Annotated in this window: 27 protein-coding genes; 20 read left to right on the plus strand and 7 right to left on the minus strand. The window is 38.6% G+C overall.

Annotated features, from left to right (window positions below; genetic code table 11):
• From PF327_RS05655 to PF327_RS05685, 7 genes are all read left to right on the plus strand, one after another.
• On the plus strand, positions 1–192 hold the full coding sequence (locus PF327_RS05655) for a hypothetical protein (protein WP_289401664.1): 192 nt from the start codon (positions 1–3) through the stop codon (positions 190–192).
• 11 nt (positions 193–203) lie between these two features.
• Positions 204–1,373: an NAD(P)/FAD-dependent oxidoreductase gene (locus PF327_RS05660; protein WP_289401665.1), complete on the plus strand. Its 1,170-nt coding sequence runs from the start codon at positions 204–206 to the stop codon at positions 1,371–1,373.
• 135 nt (positions 1,374–1,508) lie between these two features.
• Positions 1,509–2,024, plus strand: a complete 516-nt coding sequence (gene tpx, locus PF327_RS05665) for a thiol peroxidase (RefSeq protein WP_008245916.1) — start codon at positions 1,509–1,511, stop codon at positions 2,022–2,024.
• A 153-nt stretch (positions 2,025–2,177) separates the two neighbouring features.
• Positions 2,178–2,747 carry a L,D-transpeptidase family protein gene (locus PF327_RS05670; protein WP_289401666.1) on the plus strand — a complete coding sequence of 190 codons (570 nt, stop codon included), beginning with the start codon at positions 2,178–2,180 and terminating at the stop codon, positions 2,745–2,747.
• Between the two features lie 9 nt (positions 2,748–2,756).
• Positions 2,757–3,143 carry a hypothetical protein gene (locus tag PF327_RS05675; protein ID WP_289401667.1) on the plus strand — a complete coding sequence of 129 codons (387 nt, stop codon included), beginning with the start codon at positions 2,757–2,759 and terminating at the stop codon, positions 3,141–3,143.
• Positions 3,144–3,165: 22 nt separating this feature from the next.
• Positions 3,166–3,759, plus strand: a complete 594-nt coding sequence (locus PF327_RS05680) for a L,D-transpeptidase family protein (protein ID WP_289401668.1) — start codon at positions 3,166–3,168, stop codon at positions 3,757–3,759.
• Positions 3,760–3,867: 108 nt separating this feature from the next.
• Positions 3,868–4,392, plus strand: coding sequence for an Lcl C-terminal domain-containing protein (locus PF327_RS05685; RefSeq protein WP_289401669.1), 525 nt, complete (start codon positions 3,868–3,870; stop codon positions 4,390–4,392).
• A 5-nt stretch (positions 4,393–4,397) separates the two neighbouring features.
• Here PF327_RS05685 and PF327_RS05690 read toward each other — a convergent pair whose 3' ends face one another.
• Both PF327_RS05690 and PF327_RS05695 read right to left on the minus strand, forming a co-directional pair.
• Entirely contained in the window at positions 4,398–5,174 is a 777-nt protein-coding gene (locus PF327_RS05690; protein WP_289401670.1) for a UDP-N-acetylmuramate dehydrogenase, read from the minus strand.
• The gene (locus tag PF327_RS05695; protein WP_289401921.1) at positions 5,175–6,038 is read right to left on the minus strand and encodes a menaquinone biosynthesis family protein; all 864 of its coding nucleotides are present in this window, start codon (positions 6,036–6,038) and stop codon (positions 5,175–5,177) included.
• Positions 6,039–6,209: 171 nt separating this feature from the next.
• On the opposite strand from PF327_RS05695, the gene recA reads away from it, so the two are divergent.
• From recA to PF327_RS05715, 4 genes are all read left to right on the plus strand, one after another.
• Complete coding sequence (gene recA, locus PF327_RS05700; RefSeq protein WP_289401671.1) at positions 6,210–7,247, plus strand: recombinase RecA; 1,038 nt, start codon at positions 6,210–6,212, stop codon at positions 7,245–7,247.
• Between the two features lie 293 nt (positions 7,248–7,540).
• The gene (gene eno, locus PF327_RS05705; RefSeq protein ID WP_008245905.1) at positions 7,541–8,815 is read left to right on the plus strand and encodes a phosphopyruvate hydratase; all 1,275 of its coding nucleotides are present in this window, start codon (positions 7,541–7,543) and stop codon (positions 8,813–8,815) included.
• Positions 8,816–8,830: 15 nt separating this feature from the next.
• Positions 8,831–9,082, plus strand: a complete 252-nt coding sequence (locus tag PF327_RS05710; protein ID WP_223899456.1) for a hypothetical protein — start codon at positions 8,831–8,833, stop codon at positions 9,080–9,082.
• Positions 9,083–9,085: 3 nt separating this feature from the next.
• Positions 9,086–9,793, plus strand: coding sequence for a hypothetical protein (locus PF327_RS05715; protein WP_289401672.1), 708 nt, complete (start codon positions 9,086–9,088; stop codon positions 9,791–9,793).
• Positions 9,794–9,807: 14 nt separating this feature from the next.
• Here the strand turns inward: PF327_RS05715 and PF327_RS05720 are convergent, their stop codons facing one another.
• The 3 genes from PF327_RS05720 to topA are packed head-to-tail and all read right to left on the minus strand — an operon-like array spanning position 9,808 to position 14,031.
• Positions 9,808–10,986, minus strand: a complete 1,179-nt coding sequence (locus PF327_RS05720) for a cation:proton antiporter (protein ID WP_289401673.1) — start codon at positions 10,984–10,986, stop codon at positions 9,808–9,810.
• On the minus strand, positions 10,973–11,833 hold the full coding sequence (locus tag PF327_RS05725) for a biotin synthase (RefSeq protein ID WP_289401674.1): 861 nt from the start codon (positions 11,831–11,833) through the stop codon (positions 10,973–10,975). The genes PF327_RS05720 and PF327_RS05725 overlap by 14 nt, the downstream gene beginning before the upstream one ends.
• Positions 11,833–14,031: a type I DNA topoisomerase gene (gene topA, locus PF327_RS05730; protein WP_289401675.1), complete on the minus strand. Its 2,199-nt coding sequence runs from the start codon at positions 14,029–14,031 to the stop codon at positions 11,833–11,835. The genes PF327_RS05725 and topA overlap by 1 nt, the downstream gene beginning before the upstream one ends.
• 124 nt (positions 14,032–14,155) lie before the next feature.
• Between topA and asnB the strand changes: the two genes are divergently transcribed.
• Positions 14,156–15,952, plus strand: coding sequence for an asparagine synthase (glutamine-hydrolyzing) (gene asnB / locus PF327_RS05735; protein WP_289401676.1), 1,797 nt, complete (start codon positions 14,156–14,158; stop codon positions 15,950–15,952).
• 31 nt (positions 15,953–15,983) lie between these two features.
• On the opposite strand, the gene dcd is transcribed toward asnB, so the two are convergent.
• Entirely contained in the window at positions 15,984–16,550 is a 567-nt protein-coding gene (gene dcd, locus PF327_RS05740) for a dCTP deaminase (RefSeq protein ID WP_008245898.1), read from the minus strand.
• Positions 16,551–16,577: 27 nt separating this feature from the next.
• Entirely contained in the window at positions 16,578–17,393 is an 816-nt protein-coding gene (locus PF327_RS05745) for a peptidylprolyl isomerase (RefSeq protein WP_289401678.1), read from the minus strand.
• A 193-nt stretch (positions 17,394–17,586) separates the two neighbouring features.
• On the opposite strand from PF327_RS05745, the gene rfbF reads away from it, so the two are divergent.
• The 8 genes from rfbF to PF327_RS05785 all read left to right on the plus strand — a co-directional run bounded on the left by rfbF (position 17,587) and on the right by PF327_RS05785 (position 25,937).
• A complete protein-coding gene (gene rfbF, locus PF327_RS05750; protein ID WP_289401679.1) occupies positions 17,587–18,360 on the plus strand; it encodes a glucose-1-phosphate cytidylyltransferase in 774 nt (257 codons plus the stop codon).
• A complete protein-coding gene (gene rfbG / locus PF327_RS05755) occupies positions 18,354–19,463 on the plus strand; it encodes a CDP-glucose 4,6-dehydratase (RefSeq protein ID WP_289401922.1) in 1,110 nt (369 codons plus the stop codon). Before rfbF ends, rfbG begins: the two co-directional genes overlap by 7 nt.
• On the plus strand, positions 19,463–20,338 hold the full coding sequence (locus tag PF327_RS05760; protein ID WP_289401680.1) for an NAD-dependent epimerase/dehydratase: 876 nt from the start codon (positions 19,463–19,465) through the stop codon (positions 20,336–20,338). The genes rfbG and PF327_RS05760 overlap by 1 nt, the downstream gene beginning before the upstream one ends.
• On the plus strand, positions 20,331–21,665 hold the full coding sequence (rfbH, locus tag PF327_RS05765) for a lipopolysaccharide biosynthesis protein RfbH (RefSeq protein WP_289401681.1): 1,335 nt from the start codon (positions 20,331–20,333) through the stop codon (positions 21,663–21,665). Before PF327_RS05760 ends, rfbH begins: the two co-directional genes overlap by 8 nt.
• Positions 21,662–22,699, plus strand: coding sequence for a GDP-mannose 4,6-dehydratase (locus PF327_RS05770; protein WP_289401682.1), 1,038 nt, complete (start codon positions 21,662–21,664; stop codon positions 22,697–22,699). The genes rfbH and PF327_RS05770 overlap by 4 nt, the downstream gene beginning before the upstream one ends.
• A gap of 318 nt (positions 22,700–23,017) precedes the next feature.
• Positions 23,018–23,728 (plus strand): hypothetical protein, encoded by a 711-nt coding sequence (locus tag PF327_RS05775; RefSeq protein ID WP_289401683.1) that lies wholly within the window; start codon positions 23,018–23,020, stop codon positions 23,726–23,728.
• Positions 23,709–25,085, plus strand: coding sequence for a flippase (locus PF327_RS05780; RefSeq protein WP_289401684.1), 1,377 nt, complete (start codon positions 23,709–23,711; stop codon positions 25,083–25,085). Before PF327_RS05775 ends, PF327_RS05780 begins: the two co-directional genes overlap by 20 nt.
• Before the next feature lie 30 nt (positions 25,086–25,115).
• The gene (locus PF327_RS05785; RefSeq protein WP_289401685.1) at positions 25,116–25,937 is read left to right on the plus strand and encodes a polysaccharide pyruvyl transferase family protein; all 822 of its coding nucleotides are present in this window, start codon (positions 25,116–25,118) and stop codon (positions 25,935–25,937) included.
• Positions 25,938–25,948 lie beyond the last annotated feature (11 nt).

Genomic DNA, 25,948 nt, shown 5'->3' on the forward strand with positions numbered 1-25,948 from the left:
ATGCATAGTACAGAACCAACACTTGAAAACATTGAAGATTATAAAGGCAAAGGAAGTACGGAAAAAAGATTAACGGTATGGATCGTGATTCTATCAGGCCTCTTGGTAGGCGCGATCTATGGTATTTTGATTGCAAATTCAAGTGTATCAGACCGTTTGGAAACACAAAAAGCCATTAGTATATTCAAGTAACAGGAGGGCAGATGGATAAAGTATTGGTATTGGGTGGCGGCTTTGCAGGCGTTGAAGCAGCGATCTATCTGACAAAGCAAGACTTGGATGTTACACTGGTGAGTAACAGAGATTATTTTTATATCTATCCTACTTCCATCTGGATACCCACGGGTGAAGCAACGCGGGAAGATGTCTCTGTCCCTCTCGACAAGCTTGCGATGAAACATGGATTCCAGCTTATCATAGACCCAGTACTTCAATTTGAGGCGGAAGCCAAAAAAGTCACTTTAGAGAGTGGGCGTATCTTGGAGGGTTACCCTTATATCGTTGTTGCACTTGGACAGGACAAGATGCAGTTGAAGGGGTTGGAGCATACACTTTCAATCTGCGGTAAGCCAGAAGAGGCTACGGCACTTTATGAACGTTTGGAGACATTAATTCAGAAAAAACAGGGAAGAATTGCCATGGGCTTTGGCGGTAATCCCAAAGATACCTCTGCTGTACGTGGGGGACCTGCATTTGAAGTACTTTTTAATGTGGATACCTATCTGAAGAAAAAAGGGGTACGTGAGAATTTTGAACTTACTTTTTTTGCCCCTATGGAAAAACCCGGACAAAAGATGGGTGAAAAAGCGTTAGTGATGATGGACAAGATGTTCAAGATGACGAATATCCAGAAAAAAGTGGGCACTAAAATTACGCATTTTGAAGAGGATGGTATTTGTTTTGCTGATGGAATGAAACTGGAATCAGACCTAACAATGTTTATCTCCGCTGGAACCGGGCATCACATACTCAAAGTATCTGGACTGCCACTCAGCGATGCGGGTTATGTGGTCACCAATGAATACAATGAGATAGAGGGCTTTGATGGCATCTATGCCATTGGTGATTCAGCTTCTCTTATGGGACCTGAGTGGAGAGCCAAACAAGGGCATGTTACTGAGGTCATGGCTCAAAATGTAGCCTATAACATCATGAATCGCATACAAAACATCGATTCAAAAAGAAGTTATATGGAACATCTAAATATTTTATGTGTGATGGATACTGGGAATGGTGCCGCATTTGTTTATCGCAGCGATAAAGGTGGGAAAATGATCCCTATGCCTATCGTGGGTCACTGGATGAAAAAGATGTGGGGATGGTACTGCCGTTATTCCAAACTAGGAAGAATCCCTAGGCTGCCTGGGATGTAATTGTGGTACAGCTTAGCTTTTTAAATCGATTTTTTGCCTTTTTCTTATAAATAAGAGTATTTTTGTCCTACTTAAGATTGTATTTATATCTTTTAAGAGATAATGCATGTACAAAAATTATTTTAAGGAAATTAAATGGCAACAGTAACATTTAAAAACGACATCGTATGTAATCTAGCAGGTACAGAAATCAATGTAGGTGACACAGCACCTGTAACTACAGTAGTAAACTGTGATCCAATGCTTCAAGATGAAACAATCGGTGGTGAAGGTAAAGTGCAATTGGTCATTGCTGTACCATCACTTGACACAGGTGTATGTGATGCAGAGACTAGAAGATTCAACACTGAAGCTGCTGGTCTTGACGGTGTAGAAGTGATTACAGTCTCTATGGACCTTCCATTTGCTGCAGCTAGATGGTGTGGTGCTGCAGGGATCGATAACATTAAAGTATGTTCAGACTTTAGAAACAAAGATTTTGCTAACAATTATGGTGTTCTTTTGGCAGATGGTCCTTTAGCGGGTATCATGGCGAGAGTGATCTTTGTTATCGGTAAAGATGGTAAAGTTGCGTATAAGCAAGTGGTTCCGGAAATTACAGAAGAGCCTAACTACGAAGAAGCATTAGCAGCAGCTAAGGCAGCTTGTTAATTTGCTTACTCCTTTTCGATAAACCTCTTCTTTTGAAGAGTGTTTATCTCTACCTACTCTTTTTCTCTTGCCGTTGACTCTTTTTTATTTACCGTTAGTTATCTAACTTGTGCTAAAATTTCCTCATTATACGCTTCAAGGACAGTAAAACATATGCGATACTTTTATGGATTTATAATGCTCTTATGGTTGACAGGATGTAAGCAACCTCTTGAACCTAGGGTAGTGAATAACCACTATACTTTAGAAGAGTGCAAAGAAGAATTACTAGAGGCTGAAGATTATTCTCAGGGTGAAAGTATCGATAAGATCGTTGTGGTTAAGAAAGAGCGTAAAATGTATTTGTATAAAGAGGGTAAAGTACAAAATACACTTCCTGTCTCTTTAGGGAAAAATCCGATAGGGCACAAGCAGCAGCAAGGCGACAATAGAACACCTGAAGGTGAATTTTGGATCTCCAGAAAGCTATGTTCTCCTCAATACTTTCGTTCTCTTTGTATCTCATACCCACGTCCTGAAGACAAAGTAAGTGCTGCTAGAAGGGGCGTTAATCCAGGTGGAGCGGTGACACTTCATGGACAGCCTACCTGGAATGCGGATGGTAAGGGAGATAGCTATACGTTATCTAAAAATTGGACGCAAGGGTGTGTGGCTGTGACAAACTCTGCCATGAAAGAGTTGTGGTATGCTGTGCGTGAAGGTGTCCCTATTATTATACGATAAAGGTGACTTGTGAGATATACGCAAAAACAGATCGACAAATTTAATCGTCAGAAATATATAGTAGAACTCGAAAAGATCAGTAAAAACCTTTTTCGTATGTTCAGAGATGAGCATGTGACTGCTGAGAATTTTGTTAAAAAATTTGGGCAGCTAAAAAGTAAGTTTGATGAAAAAGAAGAGGTGCAGTTAGAATCTGAGTATCATCAACAACTTAAAGAGTATATCACGCGTATCTATCAAAGTACATGCCTGGTTGAGGAGTTTTCGGATAAAAATCTTTCCGATATGCGTGAGGCAGAGATGAGTAATTTAAATCGGTTGCAGAAGTTAAAGAACGGTACCTCTTATAAAAAAGATAAACATAAATCCAAACGCCAAAATGAGGATTGGGGTTGATTGTTCTTATGAAAGGAAAGCTATGAAGATAAAATTGAGTATGCTAGGCCTGCTTGTTGTGCTCTTCATCGTTGGGTGTGGAGAAACACCTTACTATGGAAAGGTGGATAATACACCTTATGCAACAAAAGAGTGTCTAAAGGAATTAGCAAGTGGGGCAGAGATAGACCACAAGAATAAAATAGATAAGATCGTTGTCTATAAGAAAAAAAGAGTGTTGTATGCCTATAAAGATGGTAAAGTGGTTGAAACGTTCCGTATCTCTCTAGGTGCAAATGGTGGCGCCGATGCGGGAAACAAAGTAAAGGCGGGAGATTATAGAACGCCGGAGGGTACCTATAGCATTGTGAGAAAGAAATGTGATGCAAGACTCTATAGGTCGCTTATGATCTCGTACCCCAGTGAGGCGGATAAGGCAAGAGCAAGGAAAAGAGGTCTAAATCCGGGTGGATATATCACGATCCATGGGCAACCTAAATGGAATGCAGATGGACGGGGGGATGAATATACCCTTTCGCGTGATTGGACAGAGGGATGTATGGCAGTTCCAAACTTTGCTATGGATAAACTTTGGGCGGCTGTTGAAAAAGGTGTAGAAATAGAAATACACGCATGATTTGTTATATAATATTAGATTATTTCAGATTATATGTAAAATTTAGCTTGGTTTGATGTATCTTATATTATCATATTGAATAATATTGGGTCACCAAAGGAGAAAAATATGAAAAAAGTACTGATATCGGCATGTTTATCTATATTCACAACTTTACTGATGGCAGGGGGAGATACAACCGAAACGCTTGCACCTGTAGCTGAAGTATCACAAACACCTTGCAAGACCAATAAAGTTTACATTGAATCGGATGCAGGTCTTATGTGGCAGGATGCAGCCTATACAGATGGAGAAGATGGCGCGTACAAACGTGGACATTCAGTAGGTAAAGCTGGGAAGCATAGACATGCGATGAATTACTGTCGTACATTGAACTATGCAGGATATAATGACTGGAGATTGCCTACAGCAGATGAATTATCACATGTACATGATGCACCAGGTAATCCCTTTGCATACTATCGTGGTTCAGACTTTTGGTCGACTACACCTAGCACAGAGAACAGATATTATGTGGTATTCACAGCAGATGCAATGCAGTATGCAAGAAAACCTAGTGAGTCTAATTATATTAGATGTGTACGTTGTTTAGGTAAGGGGTATGTATTTTCTAGATCAAAAGATGTAAAATAGGTTTTTTAGAGAAGCTTTATCTCTTCGATTAATACTATATTAAATCGATTTAACACTTTACTTTTTGCCAGGTCTATAAGCGACTTGGCTTCCTCATACGTTCCCCCTCCTAAATTGACCAAGAAATTGGCATGCACCGTACTCCATTGCATTTGACCTTTGCGTACGCCTTTTAATCCCACAGCTTCTATTAGACGTCCGGCATAATCACCTTCAGGGTTTTTAAATGCAGAACCTGCACTGGGTTCAAGCGGTTGATTGGATCGTAGGTTGAGCAGTTCATCTAGGAGTTTTTGGTCAAAACCATGCTGTATCTCAAACTTTGCATGGGTTGCGATACCTCCCAGTTTAGCGAAACGATAGCCGTGTTCTATCTCATCTGCTAAAACCCATTTTCCATTGATCTTTACGGAGTGTAAAATATTAAATATCTCATATGCTTTGACACCTGCATTCATAGCAAGCATGCCACCTAATGTTCCTGGAAGTTTGGAGCAAAACTCAAAACCGCCAATATCATGTTTCTTCGCATAAGAGACGATGCGTCCTGTGGGCATCGCTGCACCAATCACCAGCATATTATCTTCTTGGGTGATAGTAGCAAAATCTTTAGAGAGCATCATAAGCGGAGGAGGTGTAGGCGAGACAAGCAGGTTGTTCGCACCTCCGATGAGGTACCTGTCCTCAGGTATGGTATCACCCTCTTCTATCATTAGGACTTGTGTGGGCTGCCCCACTTTGATACTGGAGTATTTGGAAAAGTCTATGGTCTTAAAAAACATTTAGCTGTTCCGGAGGGTTTCATACTCTTTGGGGATCAAATACTGTTCCGTTTTGATAGGTGTTTCCCATAACCCATGCTGAAAGCCCAATTCATAGAGTCTGTCAAGTGCTTTTATTTGAAGCGTAGAGAGTTCGACCGATGTATCAGAGGCATACATATCAAGATATTTTTTAAGCATTTTATCTGAGATGCGTACAAGGTGTTCTGCTTCCAGTTTGGCACAGAGTTCCTCTTTTCGCTCATTAGCCACTTTGACACCCTCTATGAGAATATTTTCTATATCGATCGCACGGTTTAATGGGAGGCTTCTTCGTATCGCCATACCGCCAAGGGGTAGGGGGAGACCTTCTCCTGCTAACTCTACCCAAATATCCCATACCTCTTTTTCAACTTCCAGACTTGTATCAAAATCCAAGATGGACTCATGGATCAGTACACCTGCATCGACCTTTCCTGAAACGACAGCCTCTTCTATCTCAAGGAAATCCATATAGACAGGTCTTGCATCAGGATAATAGATCCTGAACAGCATGGCATTGGTCGTGTATTTTCCAGAAAGCGCCACTTTAAAATTGCGTTTGAGCTTTTTATCTTTGCGGCGTATGAGCTTGGGACCATACCCCTCACCGAAACTTACTGCGGTACGAAGCAACGCATACTCATCTTTAATGAGCGGATACATCCCAAAACTTATGGCAGAGACATCATAGGTTCCTTTTAGTGCTTCTACATTGAGCGTTTCAATGTCAAGACCAATGTTCTCAAACGTATAGCCTTTGGTATCAACCCATCCGAATTTAATGGCAAAATACATAAAAATATCATCTGCATCTGGAGAATGGGCTAATTGTATAGGATTCATGGATAGGGTACTCTCTTTGTTAGGATAGATGTATTTTATCATTGTTTGTATTTGTGGCAACTTTTTGAAAAATTTTATAAAAAACATGTCAATTTGACATATTTTTGAAACTTGCATGGGAAACGTAATAGAATGGTGCTAGAATTCAACATTAAGGTTAAGGATATGACAATGGCAATGGATGCAAATAAACAAAAAGCACTGGATATGGCGATCAAGCAGATCGATAAGACGTTTGGTAAAGGTACGCTGATGAGACTTGGAGATAAAGAGTTCGAACCTATCGAATCTATCTCAACAGGCTCACTCGGTTTAGACATGGCATTAGGGATCGGCGGTATACCTCAAGGGCGTATCATAGAGATCTATGGTCCTGAGTCATCTGGTAAAACCACACTTGCCCTACAGACCATTGCTTCAGCACAGAAAAAAGATATGGTGTGTGCATTCATCGATGCAGAACATGCACTGGATGTGGTGTATGCCAGAAATCTGGGTGTGGATACGGATAACCTTTTGGTTTCTCAACCGGATTTTGGTGAGCAGGCACTGGATGTACTTGAAACCTTGGCAAGATCAGCAGCAGTTGATCTGATCATCGTTGACTCCGTTGCCGCACTTACGCCAAAAAGTGAGATAGAGGGGGATATGGGAGATCAGCATGTGGGACTTCAGGCAAGATTGATGTCACAAGCACTACGTAAACTCACTGCGATCTTGCATAAAACGAACACAACAGTGATCTTCATTAACCAAATTCGTATGAAGATCGGTACCATGGGATACGGATCACCGGAAACAACGACAGGGGGGAATGCCTTGAAATTCTACTGTTCTGTGAGAATTGATGTGCGTCGTATCGCGACACTCAAACAAGGTGAATCTTCCATAGGTAACCGTGTCAAAGCAAAAGTAGTGAAAAATAAAGTAGCACCTCCATTTAGACAGGCTGAGTTTGACATTATGTTCGGTGAGGGGATCTCTTTTGTAGGAGAACTTATTGATTATGGTGTGAAGATGGATATCATTGACAAATCAGGTGCATGGTTCTCTTATGGTAGTGAGAAACTGGGACAAGGGAAGGAGAATGCAAAGATCACCATCAAAGAAAATCCTGAACTGATGGCAGAACTAGAAGGCAAAATCAAAGAAGCACTCGGCTTTGGTGAAGCCTTGGCAGTAGATGAGAGCGAAATGATCGAAGATTAAATCTGAACATCTAACCTAGAACCTCAAATACCCTGGAGGTTCTGGCATGATTTGATACTCTTCTATAATAACCCAATAAATTAAAATAACTACACCTTACTACTTTTACTCTTCTAAGGGTTCCCTCATATCTTTTAAAATGAGGTTTTTTTAGATGAAGAAGAGCAAAACTTCACATTATGCTACACTCTAGCTTCCTAATGATTCTTTGAGATAAATATTTACTTAAGTATTGGGTAAAATTCGATAAAATAATAGATAAATGTAAAATAGCAAATATGTAAAGGATAGAGATGATTTTTATCGATGAGATCGTAGCAACAGAGGTGATGGACAGTAGAGGAAACCCTACAGTAAAAGCAACGGTAAGTTTGAGTGACGGAACAGTGGAGAGCGCTATTGTCCCAAGTGGTGCAAGTACAGGTAAACGTGAAGCACTTGAACTTCGTGACGGTGGTGACAGATACATGGGGAAAGGTGTCCTTCAAGCCTGTGAAAATGTAAATGGTCCTATCAGTGATGCGCTTGTCGGTCTTAGTCCTTTTAACCAGGCAGAAGTAGACCTTGTGATGAAAGAGGTTGATGGTACGAACAATTATGGAAACATGGGTGCCAATGCGGTACTTGGTGTCTCTATGGCGGTAGCACGTGCGGCTGCAAAAAGTATGGGTATGCCGCTTTACCGTTACCTTGGCGGGGCGAATGCTGTGGTGATGCCGGTACCAATGCTTAATATCATTAACGGTGGAGAACATGCGAACAACTCTGTAGACTTTCAAGAATATATGGTCATGCCAGTAGGGTTTGATAGATTTTCAGAAGGATTGAGAGCTTGTGCAGAAGTGTATCACAACCTTAAAAAGATCATTGACGGGATGGGTGAGAGTACAGCAGTTGGCGATGAAGGTGGTTTTGCTCCAAACCTTAAGTCGAACGAGGAACCTATTCAGGTCATTATGCAAGCGATCGAAAAAGCCGGATATAAACCAGGTGAGCAGATCGCTATTGCCCTTGATGTTGCAGCATCTGAGCTCATCAATGACGCAGGGAAATATGTACTTAAGTCAGAAAATAGAGAATTGACATCTGAGGAACTTACTGCATATTATGCTGATATGTGTGCGAAGTACCCTATTGTATCGATCGAAGATGGATTAAGTGAAGATGACTGGGATGGCTGGAAGCATCTTACAGAAGTATTAGGGGATAAAGTACAGCTTGTAGGTGATGACCTCTTTGTGACCAATGTTTCTATCTTGGCAGAGGGGATCGAAAAAGATATCGCAAACTCTATCTTGATCAAACCAAATCAGATAGGAACAGTTTCTGAGACGATGCAGACAGTACGTCTTGCTCAAAGAAGCGGGTATACGTGTGTGATGTCTCACCGTTCAGGAGAGAGTGAAGATACATTTATCGCTGACTTTGCTGTCGCTTTGAATACCGGTGAAATAAAGACGGGATCAACAGCAAGAAGCGATAGAATCGCTAAATATAACAGACTGCTTGAGATCGAAGCGGAACTTGGTCAGTTTGAGTATTTGGGTGCGTCAATTTTTACAAAGTAAATGAAGGTATAATATATGGCAGGTCCAAGAGAGGAAGATAGCATAGCCGGACTGTCACTAAAAACTTTTTTAGTGACAGTACTGGGTATTCTTCTCTTTGGCATCTATGTTGGTGTCTTGGTCTACGGGGAGAACTCACTAACTGTTTTGAATCAGTTAAAAGAGAAAAAACAAGGCTTGTCTCTTGAAGAGAAAATATTAAAAGTGGAAAATCAAAGACTTCAAAAAGAGTATTTTGAATTAAAACAGTTAGAACCTAAGGAGTAAAGTATGAAAAAGTATCTATGGGCAGTAATGGCGGTATTATTTATGAGTGCAAATGCATCAGGTTTTAGAGATATAGATATAGCAACACATTCATTTCTTTCAGATCTGAGAGATGCAGCAGGATCAGATGATGAGTTCGCGGATGAGGAAGAAGATGCCATTGATACTCCTGAAGCTGTAGAAGAAGATGCAACTGTAGAAAAAGACGCAGCAGGGGAAGAGGAAGTTTCAGAAGAAGCAAGCGAGCCTGAAGATGATAAAGCAGAGGCAATCCGCCAAAAAGCCATAGATGAAGCCAAGAAAAAAGAGGAAGCAGAGAAGAGAGAAGCACTAGAAGCGAAAAAAGCTGAAGAGGCAGAGGCTCAAAAAGAAGAAGCACTATTGGCTAAGATCGCTGCTAAAGAAGAAGAGTTAAAGAAAGCAAAAGAACAAGCGGAACAAGAACAACGAGAAGTAGAAGCTTATGAGAGAAAAAGAGCTGAGAAGCTTGCCAAAGAAGCACAAGAAAAAGCGGAATTAGAAAAGATAGCTGCGGAAGCTAGAGCAGCAGAAAAAGCATTAGCTGAAAAAGAAGCAGCGGCAAAAAAGGTTGCAAGTGCATCGAAGGGTGTAGATATTGATGTGGATGCAGAAAAGAGAGCAGCAAAAGAGGCTGCAGATAAGCAGTATTGGGAAGCAGTACAAGAGATGAGAAAGGCAGATGCTGAGTAAGCTTTTCTGCTCTTTTAATCCTTATTGCTCTCTTTTTTATTAGAACGATTCCTCACCTGTATAGCTTTAATGATCGTCATAGAGATCAATATTTCAAAGATACTGGCTAAGATCAGCTGATAATAGGTCAACTGGTCTAATAACTTTGTGTCATACCCAATGGTTGCAACAGCAACAAGAAGGGTCAATGGCATAGAGAGAGAAAGTGCTATAAGTATAGCATCCTTCGAACTACCATGAATTCCTCTCAATACAATCGCAGCAAATAATCTAGCAACAATCATCAAGACCGTAATTAGCAGAGCGCCGGGAACAACGCCCTCTAGAAGAAGTGCCTTCAGATCAAAGGATGCACCGACATGGATAAAGAAGAGAGGTACCAGGAAACCGAAGCCTAGACTGGACATTTTTTCTTCAAGTTGTTTCTCATGATGGAAGAAGGCAGAGATTGCTATTCCCGCGATAAATGCACCCAAGGCAACTTCCAGTTCGAGCGACAGCATGACAGCGATCATGATAAAGAACAGAGACATGGAGAGACGTATGTCTTGTGCGGAAGTGTCCAACTTTGGAACCAAAATACTTTTGAGTTCCGGGTACCACCAAAAGAGCAGGTTGAACATTCTATAGAGTATATAGACAACAAAGATGAACAAAAGAAGGTAACTGACTTTAAGAATAAGTTCTATAGGTGACCCCGTAGTAATGTATGCATCGAAGATGGTCAGTGCGGCAATACTTAAGATCTCTCCCAGAACACCAGCGATAAAAGCTAAACGTATCCATGATTCCTCTTTCCCGTATACTTTGGATAAAGAAGCTAACAAACCTATGGATATCAGTGGCATAGAGATAATGACAATCGTATTGAGATCAAAGATAAAACCAAATATCATAGAAAAAACGACCATGAAGAAGAGGAATAGCATGGACCTCTGTATCACACTTTTAGGGCTTTTTGTGATCTGTTTCAGATCGACTTCCATCCCGGCCAAGAACATGAGATAGAGAAAGCCGACCTCTGCAATGAGGGTAAAGTATGGGTTATGACCCACCAATCCAAAATAGGCAACAATAGACCCTAATATGATCTCCACAGGAGGCATAGGTAAACGTAAAAACTTGGCAACAAAAGGGCTTCCCCATATGAGCAGTGATAGTGTGAGTATATGGACGATGTTAGTGTGTATCACAGCTTGTTGCTACCTTGTAGCCAAGTCTATCGAGCATCTCTTGATCACTGCTTGCTTCAATACCTTTAGTGGTTAAGTAATTCCCTATAACCATAGCATTCGCACCAGATTCGAACATGAGATTTTCTTTTCCGTTGAAAAGTAGCTCTCGTCCGCCTGCTACCATAAGAAGTTTATCTTCTCCTAGAAGTGCACGTGCTTTTTTGATGATCGCAACAGCTTCATCCAGTTCTATGTTTCTTGCTTTGATAGGAAGTGCAGGGTTGGGATGATAGAAGTTGAGCGGTGTTGATTCCGGGCTGAGAGATGCGATTGCATTGAGAAGGGCATCTCTGTCTTCCTTGGTTTCTCCCATACCGAAGATTCCTCCAGAACAGAGTGCCAAACCTACAGATTTTACATTTTCGCAGGTCTCATAACGTTCACTCCAGGCATGGGTGGTACAGATATCCGCATAATAACGTTCAGAGGTTTCAAGGTTATGGTTGTAGCTATCGATACCATGCTGCTTCAGGTAGCGAAGCTGCTCTTTGCTGGCTGTACCATTGCATGCGATAAGGTTGAGGTCTCTGACTTCGGCCTTGACCGCCTGTGCGGCACGTGCAACAAAATCTACTTTTTTATCATCCAGTCCTTTACCGGCAGTAACCAGACAGTAGCCCAAAGCACCATTGGCTTTTGCCGCTTTTGCTTCAGAGACAATTTGTCCTATATCTTTGTAACTGTAACGTTCGATATCTGCATGATATCTGACACTTTGGGTACAGAATTTACAGTCTTCTTTACAGGTACCGCTAAGGATGTTGTTGATCGCACATAAAAATATTTGTTGTTTAGGGCTAGACATTACTTTGCCTCCTCTTTATGTTTACATTTAAAGCACTCATAGACATCACCGCTTTTGAGATGTTTGATCCCCATAGTATATCCACACTCCGAACATTTTTTGTCTACAGGCTCAAAATTGGCGATGAATTTACATTTCGGATAATTCACACAGCCAAAGAATTTACCTCTTTTCCCTTCTCTCTCCTGGAGTTTTCCTCCACATTCCGGGCAGGGAACTGTGAGTTCCCTTGCCGGTTCAAGAGACTTGGCATTTTTACATTTCGGGTAAGCGGAACAGGCAAGGAATTTTCCTCTTTTAGAGTTTTTGATGACCATCATCGAACCGCATTTTTCACACTTCTCATCCGTCTCTTCCGGCCCTTCTACTTCTGTACCATCCGGATTTTTGGTGTATTTACATTTAGGGAAGTTACTACATGCGATAAATTCGCCATACCGCCCTTTACGCAAGAGAAGTTCAGAGTCACATTTAGGACACTTTTCTCCTGTAGGTACAGCTACCTTGAGACTTTTGATCTTTTTCTTTCCCTCTTCTACTTTATGCAGAAATGGGGTATAGAACGCTTTGAGAACCGTTTGCCAGTCCGTGTTTCCTTCTGCGATCTCATCGAGTGTCTCTTCCATATTTGAAGTAAATCCGCTGTCTACTATCTCAGGGAAGTGCTTTTCAAGCATCTCTGTAACCGTAAAGGCCACCTCTGTAGGATGAATACGTTTTTTTTCTACTTCAATGTACTTACGTGTTTGAAGTGTGGTCACCGTCGGTGCATAGGTACTTGGACGACCGATACCCAGTGACTCGAGCTTCTTGATGAGACTCGCTTCATTGTATCGGGCAGGGGGTTCTGTAAAATGCTGTTCCTGCTTGATATTGTCTAGACTTACCGCTTGACCTGTCTCCAGTTCCGGCAAGAGTTTGTCTTTGTCGGTGTATCCTGTGACTTTATAGAAGCCGTCAAAAAGGAGTTTTCTCCCGCTTGCTTTGAAGGTACATTTATCTCCTTTGAAGAGAAGTGTCTGCGATTCCATCTCTGCTTCTGTCATTTGACAGGCTAAGAAGCGGTTGTAGATCAGTCTATAGAGTTTCAGTTCATCTACAGAAAGGTAGTCAGCCGCAGTCTTGCCGTCAAACTCGATCATGGTCGGACGGATCGCTTCATGGGCTTCTTGTGCACCTTTGGACTTAGTGGCGTAGTTTTTGGCTTTGGCTGGGAGATATTTGTCTCCGTAAGTGTTTTTGATATGTTCTCTCGCAGCAGTTACCGCTTCTTTGGCAAGATTGAGCGAGTCGGTTCTCATATAGGTAATGACCCCCATCGTACCTTTGTCTGTTTTCACCCCTTCGTAGAGTTTCTGTGCGACCATCATCGTTTTTTTAGGTGAAAATCCCAGTTGGGTAGAGGCTGTCTGCTGCAAGGTCGATGTCATGAACGGAGGTGGTGTTTTTGTCTTTCTTTTCGTCTTCTCAAGTGAAGCAACGACAAAGGATTCACTCTTCGCTGATGTGACGATCTCTGTGGCATCTGCTTCCGTTTTCACTGTCAGTTTCTCTATTTTCAAACCGTTATAATCATAGATAGAAGCTTCAATGTCTTTTTCAAACAGTGCATCGATGGTCCAATACTCTTCAGGGACGAACGCTTTAATTTCACGCTCTCTGTCCACTACCAGTTTCAGTGTCGAACTTTGTACTCTACCGGCACTTAGTCCTTTTTGGATCTTACTGGCAAGCAGAGGTGAAAGTTTGTAGCCTACGATACGGTCAAGCAGTCTTCTTGTTTGCTGCGCATCCACCGAGTCCATATCGACTTTACGCGGTGTTTCAAGCGCATGCTGAATAGCATTTTTGGTGATCTCATGAAAGACGATACGGGGAAGTTCGGTAGGCTCTTTTCCGATCGCTTTAGCAATATGATACCCGATAGCCTCTCCTTCTCGATCCTCATCCGTTGCGATAAATACTGTCTCTGCTTCTTTAGCAAGCTTCTTTAACTCTTTGACAGTGGGGTTCGCATCTCTTGGAATGGAGTATTTAGGAACAAGATCACCGTTTTCATCATCCACAGTTATACCAAAAGTACTTTTTGGAAGGTCACGAATATGCCCTTTAGAGGCGATGACTTTATAGTCTTTATTCAAGAAACTGGTAATGGTACGTGCTTTGGCTGGTGATTCTACGATAATTAGGTTTTTCATATTTCCTTACTTTATAGTGAACAATTTTTGGCATTGTAACACAAAAGAGAGTAAAAGCAAGAGAAGAGTATTATTTTAAGCAAGTATAATTGAGAAAACAAGCGATCAAGAAGGACTTCGATAGGTGTGTGCAATATTTGGGATCATCGGAACCTATGAGGAGGAAAAAGCCATAGAGGCTTTTGATACATTGGCCCATCGGGGGATAGATGCAAAGTATACCTCTGTGAATGCGCATTGTTTTCTTGGTGTCCATCGGCTTGCTATTACAGATGTAACGAAAACACTCACACCCATATATAATCATGATGGGCTACAGATACTTTTCAATGGTGAAATTTACAATTATGAAGTCTTGGCGGTGGAACTTCAGCTTCACAAAGCAAGTGAGATAGATGTCCTCTATGCTGCTTATAGGGTCTGGGGAGATGATTTTGTAAAGCATCTTCGGGGGATGTTCGCCATTGCGATCATTGAAGAGGCACAGGTCAAGTTATTTCGTGACCCTTTTGGAAAGAAACCGATCTATTATACGTTGGATGAGCAACGATTTATCTTTGCCAGTGAAATGAAAGCGATCCACTCCCTTGTTCCGTTTACATTTGACAGGCAGATAGTGACACAATATCTCTCTTTTCAAACTCCACTCCCTCCTCATACATTTCATAGGTATATTCATCAGGTAGATGCAGGGGAAATGGTAACGTTTTCTGTAGATGAGAGGAGGGTAAAACGGAAAAGGTATTACACGCCGTTCAGTGAGGGCCAAACCATTTCGGAACAGAAGAAAGCGGAAGAGCAATTGGAAAATGTACTTTTGGAGTCTGTGGCAATGCGTCTGCCCAAAGAGGTAAAATTCGCCTGTCTTCTTTCCGGAGGTGTGGACTCTTCGCTTATCTGTGCCATGGCATCTTTAATACAAAAGGTGCACACCTTCAGTATAGGGTATGAAGGGTATGAGAAGTATGATGAGCGTCCCTATGCCAAGACAGTTTCGGAGCATATAAAATCCAACCATCATGAAGTGCTCTTCAGTAAAACAGATTTTTTGCAAACCATAGAGGAGGTGATCGGATCTTTAGATGAACCTTTGGCCGATCCTGCCATGCTACCCCTTTACCACCTGATGAAAGCAGTCCATAAAGAGGGGTTCAAGGTGGTGCTGACCGGTGATGGAAGTGACGAACTCTTTATGGGGTACAGGACCTATAAAGAGTTTTATGCCCTGGAACAGGCCAAGGAACTAGGGTTCAAAGGGTGGTTACAAAACTATTTTAAATCGCATTTTTCCATGCATAAAGAGTGGGAGTGGTATAAACGTATCTTTGAAGGGAGTACATTGTTCAGGTCCACAGCAGAGATATTTACGGATCTCCAGCAAAACAGGCTTTTGCGTATGAATGTGAAAGATAATCGTTCTTTAGCAGCACTTGAGTCTTACAAAGAAGAGTTCGAACAGAGCGGCCGTGTCTCACCTATGGAGTGGTATAGTTTTGTAGATCTCAAGGTGATGCTGGGAAATGTCTTTTTGCGCAAGCTTGACCGTATGAGTATGGCACACAGCATCGAGGCAAGAAGTCCATTTTTAGACAAAGAAGTGGTGGCTACAGCATTCTCCTGTACGCCTGATCTTCGTATGATGAAACCTTCCAAGGCCCTAGTGAAAAATGTTGCTAGAAAATATCTTCCTAACGAGATCGTTGATCGTAAGAAAAAAGGGTTTAACTATCCTTACATGGAATGGCTGCAGGAGAGTGGAGAGTTAGAAGTCATACATCGTATACAAGAAAAAATGAACCTTTTTAATGAAAGTGAACTTGAAATGTATTTGGAGAAAGGGAAACAGGGAATGTTCAAGCAACATCTTTTTTCACTCTATATGTTATGTAAGTGGTTGGAAAAGGTAAATCGTAGTTCCTAGGTAATGGTATACTTATTACCTAGGGCTTTAATTATTTATTTTTAAGGATTCTTGGGAGGGTGATACCTGTTTGGCTTTGGTATTTCCCGGCTCTGTCACTATACGTCGTTTCACACTGCTCATCTCCTTGCAAGAAGAGTACCTGTGCGATACCTTCATTGGCATAGATCTTCGCAGGTAGAGGTGTCGTGTTGGAGATCTCTATCGTGATATGCCCTTCAAATCCAGGCTCGAATGGTGTTACATTGACGATGATACCACAACGCGCATAGGTGCTTTTCCCTAGACAGATCGCCAAAGTATCACTCGGCATTTTAAAGTACTCTACGGTTCTTGCAAGGGCAAAAGAGTTAGGGGGTACGATACATACGTCTCCTTTAAAGTCCACTACATTGTTCTCGTTAAAATCTTTTGGGTCCACCACTTCTGCATTGATGTTCGTAAAGATCTTAAATTCATCTGTAACACGAATGTCATAACCGTATGAGCTTAGCCCGTAACTGACCACTCCTTCTCCTACCAGCCCTTCACAAAAAGGGGTGATCATCTCTTCGTTCAGTGATTTCTCACGTATCCATTTATCGGATTTTAGTCCCATGTTCTTCCTTCGTTTATAAATAAAATGTTATCTGATTACTTGTATATCAGCGTTTGTTTTAATCTTTTCAAAATAGTCTTTGAGCGCTTTGCTTTGCTGTTGTTGTCTCCATTTGGCGGCAACGGCACCTTGGGCTGCTTCAAAAGACATATTTACCTTGCCTTTCTTGGAAAGCACCTTGTAGCTGATATAGCGGTCTCCTGCATTAAAAGGGCGTGTAAATGAACCATTTTGTGTTTGTAAAATACTACCAAGCAAAGCAGGGTTGAGGTCTTTTGTCGATTTGGTCACAGAACGGCTTTTTACACCTTTTGGATTTTTTGTCTGAAGAAATTTCTTCATGTGCTCTTCAGAGGGGGCAGAGTATTCGACCAGACTGACAGAGGCAGGGATGGTAAATTCATCTTGGTGGTTTCTGTAAAAAAGCTTGAGTTCATCTTCACTTGGAGCTGGGATAGAACTGACCACATTTTCCTGGAAGAACTTCTCTTTTTTCATCGCTTCTTTGACACTTGCACGGTATTGATTCCATGTGGTACCCTGTTCTTTGAGGATCTTTTGCATTTTAGGAACAGTAAGATTGTTTTGTGCTGCAATCGCTGATATTTTTGCATCGACATCTGCTTCAGCGATCTGTACATCTTTCATCGCTGATTTTTGTAAACGATCCTGGATAAGAAGATCAGTGGCTTGCTCTTTAGAAACCTGCATCTGTCGTTGTACCGCACGTATCTCTGCTGTGGTAATAGGCTCCCCCTCAACGATGATTGCAATGGCATCCACCATTTTGGCCTGTGAGAGTGTCAGTAAAGTAATAAATCCAAGTAGAATAAGTTTTTTCATATAGTTTTCGTTTCCCTAATAAGTTGGAAAATTATAGCATAATCATGTAAATATTATTTGAATGAAATCACTTTGAACATATAAAAAGTTTCAGAAGGGAATAGGAATACATTTCAGTTTGACATATAATTAAATCTGTTTAGATATAATCTTCTGATTAAAAAGGCTTATTATTTAGTGAACAAGGAAGCAAATGAAGGTATTATTATTAGCAGGAGGGTTTGGAACACGTTTAAGTGAGGAAACGGATGTTAGACCAAAACCTATGGTAGAAATAGGCGGTAAACCTATATTGTGGCACATTATGAAAACATATTCTCAATACGGCTTCAATGACTTTGTTGTTCTCCTTGGCTACAAAGGCTACTATATCAAAGAATACTTTGCAAACTATTTTCTACACCAAAGTGATGTAACAATCGATATGCAAAATGGAAAAATGGAAGTCCTTAACAATTCAAGTGAACCTTGGAAAGTTACGCTTTTAGATACTGGTTTAAATAGTATGACTGGAGGCCGTGTTAAACGTGCCCAAGACTTTATCGGTGATGAACCATTTATGCTGACATACGGGGACGGTGTAAGTGATATCAACATTGAAGAGTTAGTAAAATTCCATAAATCCCATGGAAAAGCCATGACTATGACATCTGCACAACCTGAAGGAAGATTTGGAGCATTGAATATTGAAGATGATAATCAAGTAACACACTTTTTAGAAAAACCAAAAGGTGACGGCGGTTGGATCAATGCCGGTTATTTTGTATGTGAACCAAAAGTATTTGATTACATCACAGAAGGTGACGGTACGGTCTTCGAACAAGCTCCATTGCAAAACCTGGCAAATGATGGTGAGATCTTTACCTATAAACATGAAGGTTTCTGGAAACCGATGGATTCATTGAACGATAAAAATAATCTCAATAAACTTTGGGATACAAACAAAGCCCCTTGGAAAGTATGGTAATGCACTCTCTTTTTGGAGGTATCTATAAAGACAAAACAGTCCTTGTAACAGGTCATACCGGTTTTAAGGGGTCCTGGCTTGTGTATTGGCTGAAAGAGATGGGTGCAAAAGTGGTAGGGTACTCACTTGAAGCTCCTACTACTCCAAATCATCTCAGTCTACTTGAGCTAGATATTACTTCTATTATTGGTGATATTAGAGATCAACAAAAATTAGATGAGACATTTGCTGCATATAAACCAGATATTGTTTTTCATCTGGCTGCACAACCTCTTGTAAGACTCTCGTACGATGAACCAGTTGAAACCTATGAAACAAACGTTATGGGGACATTAAAAGTATTAGAGGCTTGCCGTAAAACAGACTCTGTAAAAGCCATAGTCAATATCACAAGTGATAAAGCCTATGAAAATAAAGAGTGGATATGGGGATATAGAGAGAATGATCCTATGGGCGGGTATGACCCATACAGTTCCTCCAAAGGATGTGCTGAACTATTGGCTTCGAGTTATAGAAACTCATACTTCAACCTAAATGACTATGGTAATAAGCACAATACATTGTTGGCAAGTTGCAGAGCCGGTAATGTTATAGGTGGTGGTGATTGGGCTCAAGATAGACTCATCACTGATATCATGGTAGCAGTGAGCAAAGGTGAAAAAGTAAAAATAAGAAATCCCTATGCAACAAGACCTTGGCAGCATGTTTTAGAGCCGTTAAGTGGCTACCTTCATATCGGTCAAAAACTACTTGAGGGAAAAAAAGAGTTTGCAGAAGGCTGGAACTTCGGACCATCTGATGAAGGTTCCATTACTGTAGAAGAAGTTGTAAAGTATATTCAGCAGTACTGGGATAAGATAGAGTATGAACTGAACCAAAGTGAAGATCATCCTCATGAAGCAAACTTACTAAAGTTAGACTGTTCAAAAGCACATATCAGACTAAAATGGACAGATGTATGGGATAGTCAAAAAACATTTGATAAAATGACTTCATGGTATAAATCTTATTATGAAAATGGAAAGATTTTAACGCAAGAAGATCTGGACTGTTATATATCTGATGCAAAAGTTAAAAAGATAGAGTGGGCTGAAAGTAAGTAATGACAATTTTACTGAGCGGTGCAACTGGATTTTTAGGGAGTTATCTTTTAAAGAGATTTATGCAAGAAGGCTTTGATGTCATTGCATTAACAAGATCAACTTCAGATACCTACAGAATCAAAGAACTGCTTAGTACAATTACATATTATGATGTCGACACAACAGAAATAAAAGAGATATTCAAAAAGCACAATATTGATATTGTAGTGAACACAGTTACAGACTATGGTAGATCAAATAGTCGAATATCAAGTATTTTAGAGACCAACCTAATGTTTTCTGTAAGACTTCTTGAGAATGCCGTAGAAAACAATGTAAAAACCTTTATCAATACAGATACCTTGCTTGAAAAAGAGATCAATGCATATGCATTATCAAAAAACCAATTGGTTCAATGGATGCAATTTTTATCTGATAAGATCAATATGATAAACATCAAAATAGAGCATATGTATGGTCCGTTGGATGATGACAACAAGTTTATCTATTGGGTCATCAATCAGTTACAACAAAATGTAGAAAAGATCGATCTAACAAATGGTGTCCAAAAAAGAGATTTTATTTATATTGATGATGTTGTTGAAGCATATATGACAATTATTATTAACATAGAAAAATTCTCCTCTTATGAAGAGTTTGAGTTGGGCAGCGGAGATGCTATAGAAGTAAAAGAGTTTTTGAATCTTGTCTACAATGAGATAAGTCAAAAACAAGTATTGACCACAAAACTGAACTTTGGTGCAGTTGAATATCGTCCTAAAGAGAATATGTGTATGGAAGCAGACATTTCAAAACTACTATCTTTGGGATGGGAACCAAGTGTAAAGCTTGAAGAAGGAATAAAAAAAATATTAAATGGAGAGTTAAGTGACTAAGCAAGAACAATTAAAACAAGAGATTCTACAAAAGACAAAAGAGTATTATGAACTGGTACATAAACCACAACAAACCAAAGCGTTTGTAGAAGGTGAGAGCAGAGTTAATTATGCCGGTCGTGTCTTTGATGAAACAGAGATGCAATATCTTGTGGATAGTTCATTGGACTTTTGGTTGACGTACGGAGATTACTCTAAAAAGTTTGAAAAGAAACTTTCTGAATACCTTGGGGTTCGCTGGGCATTTTTGGTGAACAGTGGAAGTTCTGCTAATTTACTTGCTTTTTATGCACTCACTTCTCCTCTTCTAAATGAGAGACAAGTTAAACGTGGTGATGAAGTGATCACTGTAGCTGCAGGGTTCCCAACAACGGTTGCACCTATCGTTCAGTATGGAGCTATTCCTGTATTTGTAGATATGGAACTTACTCACTTTAATATGGATGTTACACAATTAGAAAAGGCATTAAGCCCTAAGACTAAAGCTATTATGATAGCACATACTTTAGGTAATCCTTTTAACATCAAAGCTATTAAAGAGTTCTGCGACAAACATAATCTTTGGTTAATAGAAGACAACTGCGATGCACTTGGCTCTACTTATGAAGGAAAGCCTACGGGGACATGGGGAGACATAGGAACATCTAGTTTTTACCCTCCACATCATATGACTATGGGTGAAGGTGGAGCTACTTATACAGATAATCCTCTACTTAAAAAGATCATGCTCTCTATGCGTGACTGGGGAAGAGATTGCTGGTGTGAAAGTGGTGTAGATAATACTTGTGGAAAACGCTTTTCTATGAGCTTTGGGTCACTACCAAAAGGGTATGATCATAAGTATGTCTACTCTCACTTTGGTTTTAACCTCAAAGTATCTGACATGCAGGCAGCAGTGGGTGTTGCCCAACTTGAAAAGTTCCCTAGCTTTGTAGAAAAACGTAAGGAAAACTATAAAAAACTTTATGATGGACTCAAAGATGTACAAGAGTTGATCTTGGTAGAAAAACAGCCTAACTCAGATCCGAGTTGGTTTGGGTTTATGATGACACTGAAAGATGGTGTGAAGTTCACAAGAAATGAGATCGTTGAGTTTCTTGAGAACAATAACATCCAAACAAGAAACCTTTTTGCAGGGAATATGTTGAGCCACCCCCTCTTCGACAGCCTGAATGAAGATGAAGAGTATAGAGTCGTCGGAGAATTAACAAATACAGATATTATCATGAATAATAGTTTCTGGATAGGTCTATATCCTGGTATGGGAGATGATGCTATTAATTATATGATCAAAAAGATCAGAGAATTTGTAAAGGCTAATGTATGAAGTACTTGATTACAGGGGGATGTGGTTTTTTAGGATCAAACATTGCAAGTGAGATTTTAAAAAGAGGTGATGAGCTTGTCATATTTGATAGCCTTTATAGATTTGGTAGTTATCAAAATAAAGAGTGGCTTGAATCTCAAGGAGAATTTGTATTTATTCATGGGGATATAAGAAATACGAACGATGTAGAAAGAACTATCAAAACACATAAACCTGATGTGATCTATCATCTTGCAGGACAAGTTGCTATGACCACTTCGATTTCCGATCCAAGAATGGACTTTGAAGTCAATGTAGGTGGTAGCTTTAACCTGCTTAATGCCGTAAGATTATATAGCCCTGAATCAACTATCATCTATTCATCGACGAATAAGGTCTATGGTGACTTAGAACAGTTTGATTATGAAGAGACAGAGACAAGATATAAGTGTATTGATAAGCCAAATGGATTCGATGAGAATGTAAATCTAGACTTCCACTCTCCTTACGGTACCTCAAAAGGGAGTGCAGACCAATACATGCTTGATTTCGCTCGTATCTATGGACTTAAAACAGTTGTTTTTAGACACTCTTCTATGTTTGGTGGAAGACAATTCGCAACATTTGATCAAGGTTGGCTAGGTTGGTTTACAACACAGGCAATTCAGATAAAAGAAGGTATTCTAAAAGAACCTTTTACGATCTCTGGAAATGGTAAACAAGTCAGGGATCTTCTTTATGCTGATGATGTTGTAGCTCTTTATCTCAAAGCGGCAGAAAAAATAGAGACTATTAAAGGTCAAGCATTCAATGTCGGAGGAGGAATGGAAAATTCATCTTCCCTGCTTGAACTTTTTAGTTTCTTAGAATCAGAATTAAACATTAAGATGACTTATATTCAACTTCCTCCAAGAGAATCAGACCAAAGGGTATTCGTCGCAGATATAACAAAAGCAAAAGAGTTAATAGGCTGGGAACCAAAGGTTTCTAAAGAAGAAGGTATTCGAAAAATGATTGAGTGGGTTAATTTTGAAAAAAGAGCAAAAAATGATTGATATATTGATTCCTACATTCAACAGAGCCAAAGACTTAGAAAAAAATTTGGATCTTCTTGTCAAGCAGATTAACAAGTATAATTTGAATGAAAAGATTGCAATTTCAATATCTGATAATACTTCTGACAATGAAACAGATTCTCTTTGATAGCTTGATTGAAAATAATAAGTATAAAGTAATTGGTGAATTAAAAAATACAGATAAGATCATGAATTTAGTTTTAGGATCGATTTGTACCCAGGAGTGAAGGATGAGGCTATTAGTTATATGATTCAAATAATTAAAGTATATATTTCAAGTAAAAAAATAGGTATACAATGATGATTTTATTAAAAAAATATATAAACTATATAAAAAATAAGATTTATAGTTTATTGGGACTAAATTTATTAAAACAAGAAGCGATGCTTCGGTTAGCTTTAAAAGAAGAAGGGCTAAATTATAAAAATTTTGATATTAAAATCGATCATGTTAATGGATTCAACTATATAAATGGTATTAAGTTACCAGTGATATATCCAAAATCTTTTTTTCAAAAAGCAAAAAAATTACATACATCAGAAAAGATATTAACCTATTACTTTAATGGGAATATGTCTGATACTGGTGGAAGAAAAAAAATGTTGTCAAAATTTTTTAATCGGAATTCTAAATTAGTTGAATCAGATTATGGTAGATCCAGATTTACAAAGAATAAATTCAATAACCATTATTATTCAGAACTATCGACTTCAAAGTTTGGATTATGTCCGCATCAAAAAGATTTTGTAGGTAATCCTGAAACAATGTGGACGTATAGGTTTATTGAGTGCTGTATGGTCCTTACTGTTCCTGTTATTTTTAAAGAAACGCCTCTTGGTGAGAAGTTTCTAAAAGGGTTTTATTATATTAATGATGAAGAGGCTTTATCAGATAGAATTTCATATGATCATGATAAAGCATTAAGAAATTTTGAATTATGTGTAGAAAAATATTCTTTATCACTGGATGTGATTTTAAAATTATATAATGGTAAAAGAGATAATTAAATATATTAAAATGTTGATTCAAAAATTAAAATCCCTCAAAAACCAAAAAGGCTTTATGAAGTACTTTAAAAATACCTCTTGGCTTTTTGCAGAAAAGGTCTTAAGAATGATCGTAGGACTTTTTGTTGGCATTTGGATAGCAAGGTATTTAGGTCCTGAACAATTTGGTTTATTTTCTTATGCACAAAGCTTTGTAGGACTTTTTACGGCCATCGCTACCTTAGGGTTAGACGGAATTGTTATACGAGAGCTTGTCAGAGATGAGAGTAAGCGAGATGTGCTTTTAGGAACAGCTTTTAGGCTTAAACTTGTGGGGGCATTGCTAGTTTTACTTTTTTTGGCTGTGGCAGTTAATTTTACCTCGAATGATCATTATACAAATATGTTGATATATATCATTGCATCTGCGACTATATTTCAAAGTTTGAATGTGATAGATATGTATTTTCAAAGTAAAGTATTAAGTAAATATGTAGTTTATTCAAACATCATATCTTTGTTTATATCAACTATGATTAAAATCACTCTTCTTCTTAACGAAGCAGCTTTAATAGCTTTTGTTTGGGTAGTGTTGTTTGATAGTATTGTATTGGCTTTAGGACTTTTGTATTTTTATTTATATAATCACCTTTCTTTAAAGTCATGGAAGTTTGAAAAGGGTATGGCTCAAATCTTACTAAAAAATAGTTGGCCTCTAATTTTTGGTTCTATAGCAGCTACTCTTTATATGAAAATAGATCAAGTGATGATTAAAGAGATGTTAGGCAGCGAAGCAGTTGGATATTATGTAGTAGCAGTTAAACTAAGCGAAGTATGGTTAATTATAACTATTGTATTGACTCAATCATTTGCTCCATCAATTATTAATGCAAAAAAAAATAATAATAAACTATATTTAGAGAGGGTACAGGCTATATATAATTTATTAATTAAAATATCAGTATTTATATCAATAATAATTTTTGTTTTTTCAAAAGATATTATTACTTTATTATATGGAAAAGAATATACATCGAGTATAGAAATATTAAATATTTATATTTGGTCTATTGTATTTGTTTTTTTAAGTAATGGTTCTTGGGCATACTACTTAAATGAGAATTTACAAAAATTAGCGAGTATGAGACTTATTTATGGTGCATTTATAAATATCGTTTTGAATATATATTTTATTGAGTATTTTGGTTTAGTAGGTGCTGCATACTCAACACTCATTTCATATTCAATATCAAGCTACTTTGTAAATTTCTTTTATAAAAAGACAAGGTTAAACTTTATGTTACAAACAAAATCCATTATCAATATATTTAATATAAATACTTGGCTACATCCAATTGAACCTAAAAATAAAAGATGAGCATATTAGTTAAATTATAAAAGGAAGACTATGATAAATAAAATAAAATTAGGTCTATATCATATTTATATATATATATTTAAAAATACCAATAGATATATACATATTTATTGGTTTAATAGAAAGGTCAATTTTGGAGATTCGATAAACCTATATATTGTTAAGAACTTATCAAAGAAAAAACCTATTTGGATATATCCAAAGTATTGGTTATCAGACAATTATTTATGCATTGGTTCAATTCTACAAGAAGCGTCTGGAAATAGTATTGTATGGGGTTCAGGTTTTATTTCAGATAATATTTCACAAGTAAAAAAACCTAAAAAAATCTATGCTGTTAGAGGTCCAAAAACACGACAAAAATTATTAGACTTTGGTATAGATTGCCCTAAGGTCTATGGTGACCCTGCATTATTGTTACCTAAAATTTATTCTCCAAAAATTGAAAAAAAATATAAGCTTGGTATAATTCCCCACTATATTGATAAAGGGCATAGTTGGTTAAAGAGTATAGAAGATGAAAACGATATAAAACTATTAGATATTCAAGAACATAACCCGCTAAAATTTATAGATGATTTGTTAAGTTGCGAAAATATTGCTTCAAGTTCCTTACATGGATTAATAGTATCGGATGCTTATGGAATACCATCTATTTGGATAAAATTATCTAATAATATAATAGGCGATGATTTTAAATTTTATGATTATTTTGAATCGGTCAAACGTTTGAATGAAAAACCCATTAAGATAATTTCTACTTCGCGAGTAGAAGATATTTTAAAATTTAAGAAACATTATAAAATTGATATAGACTTAGACAGATTAATGGAATCCTGTCCGTTTCGTTAAAATACATCAAT

Source organism: Sulfurovum xiamenensis (assembly GCF_030347995.1).
GTDB lineage: Bacteria > Campylobacterota > Campylobacteria > Campylobacterales > Sulfurovaceae > Sulfurovum > Sulfurovum xiamenensis.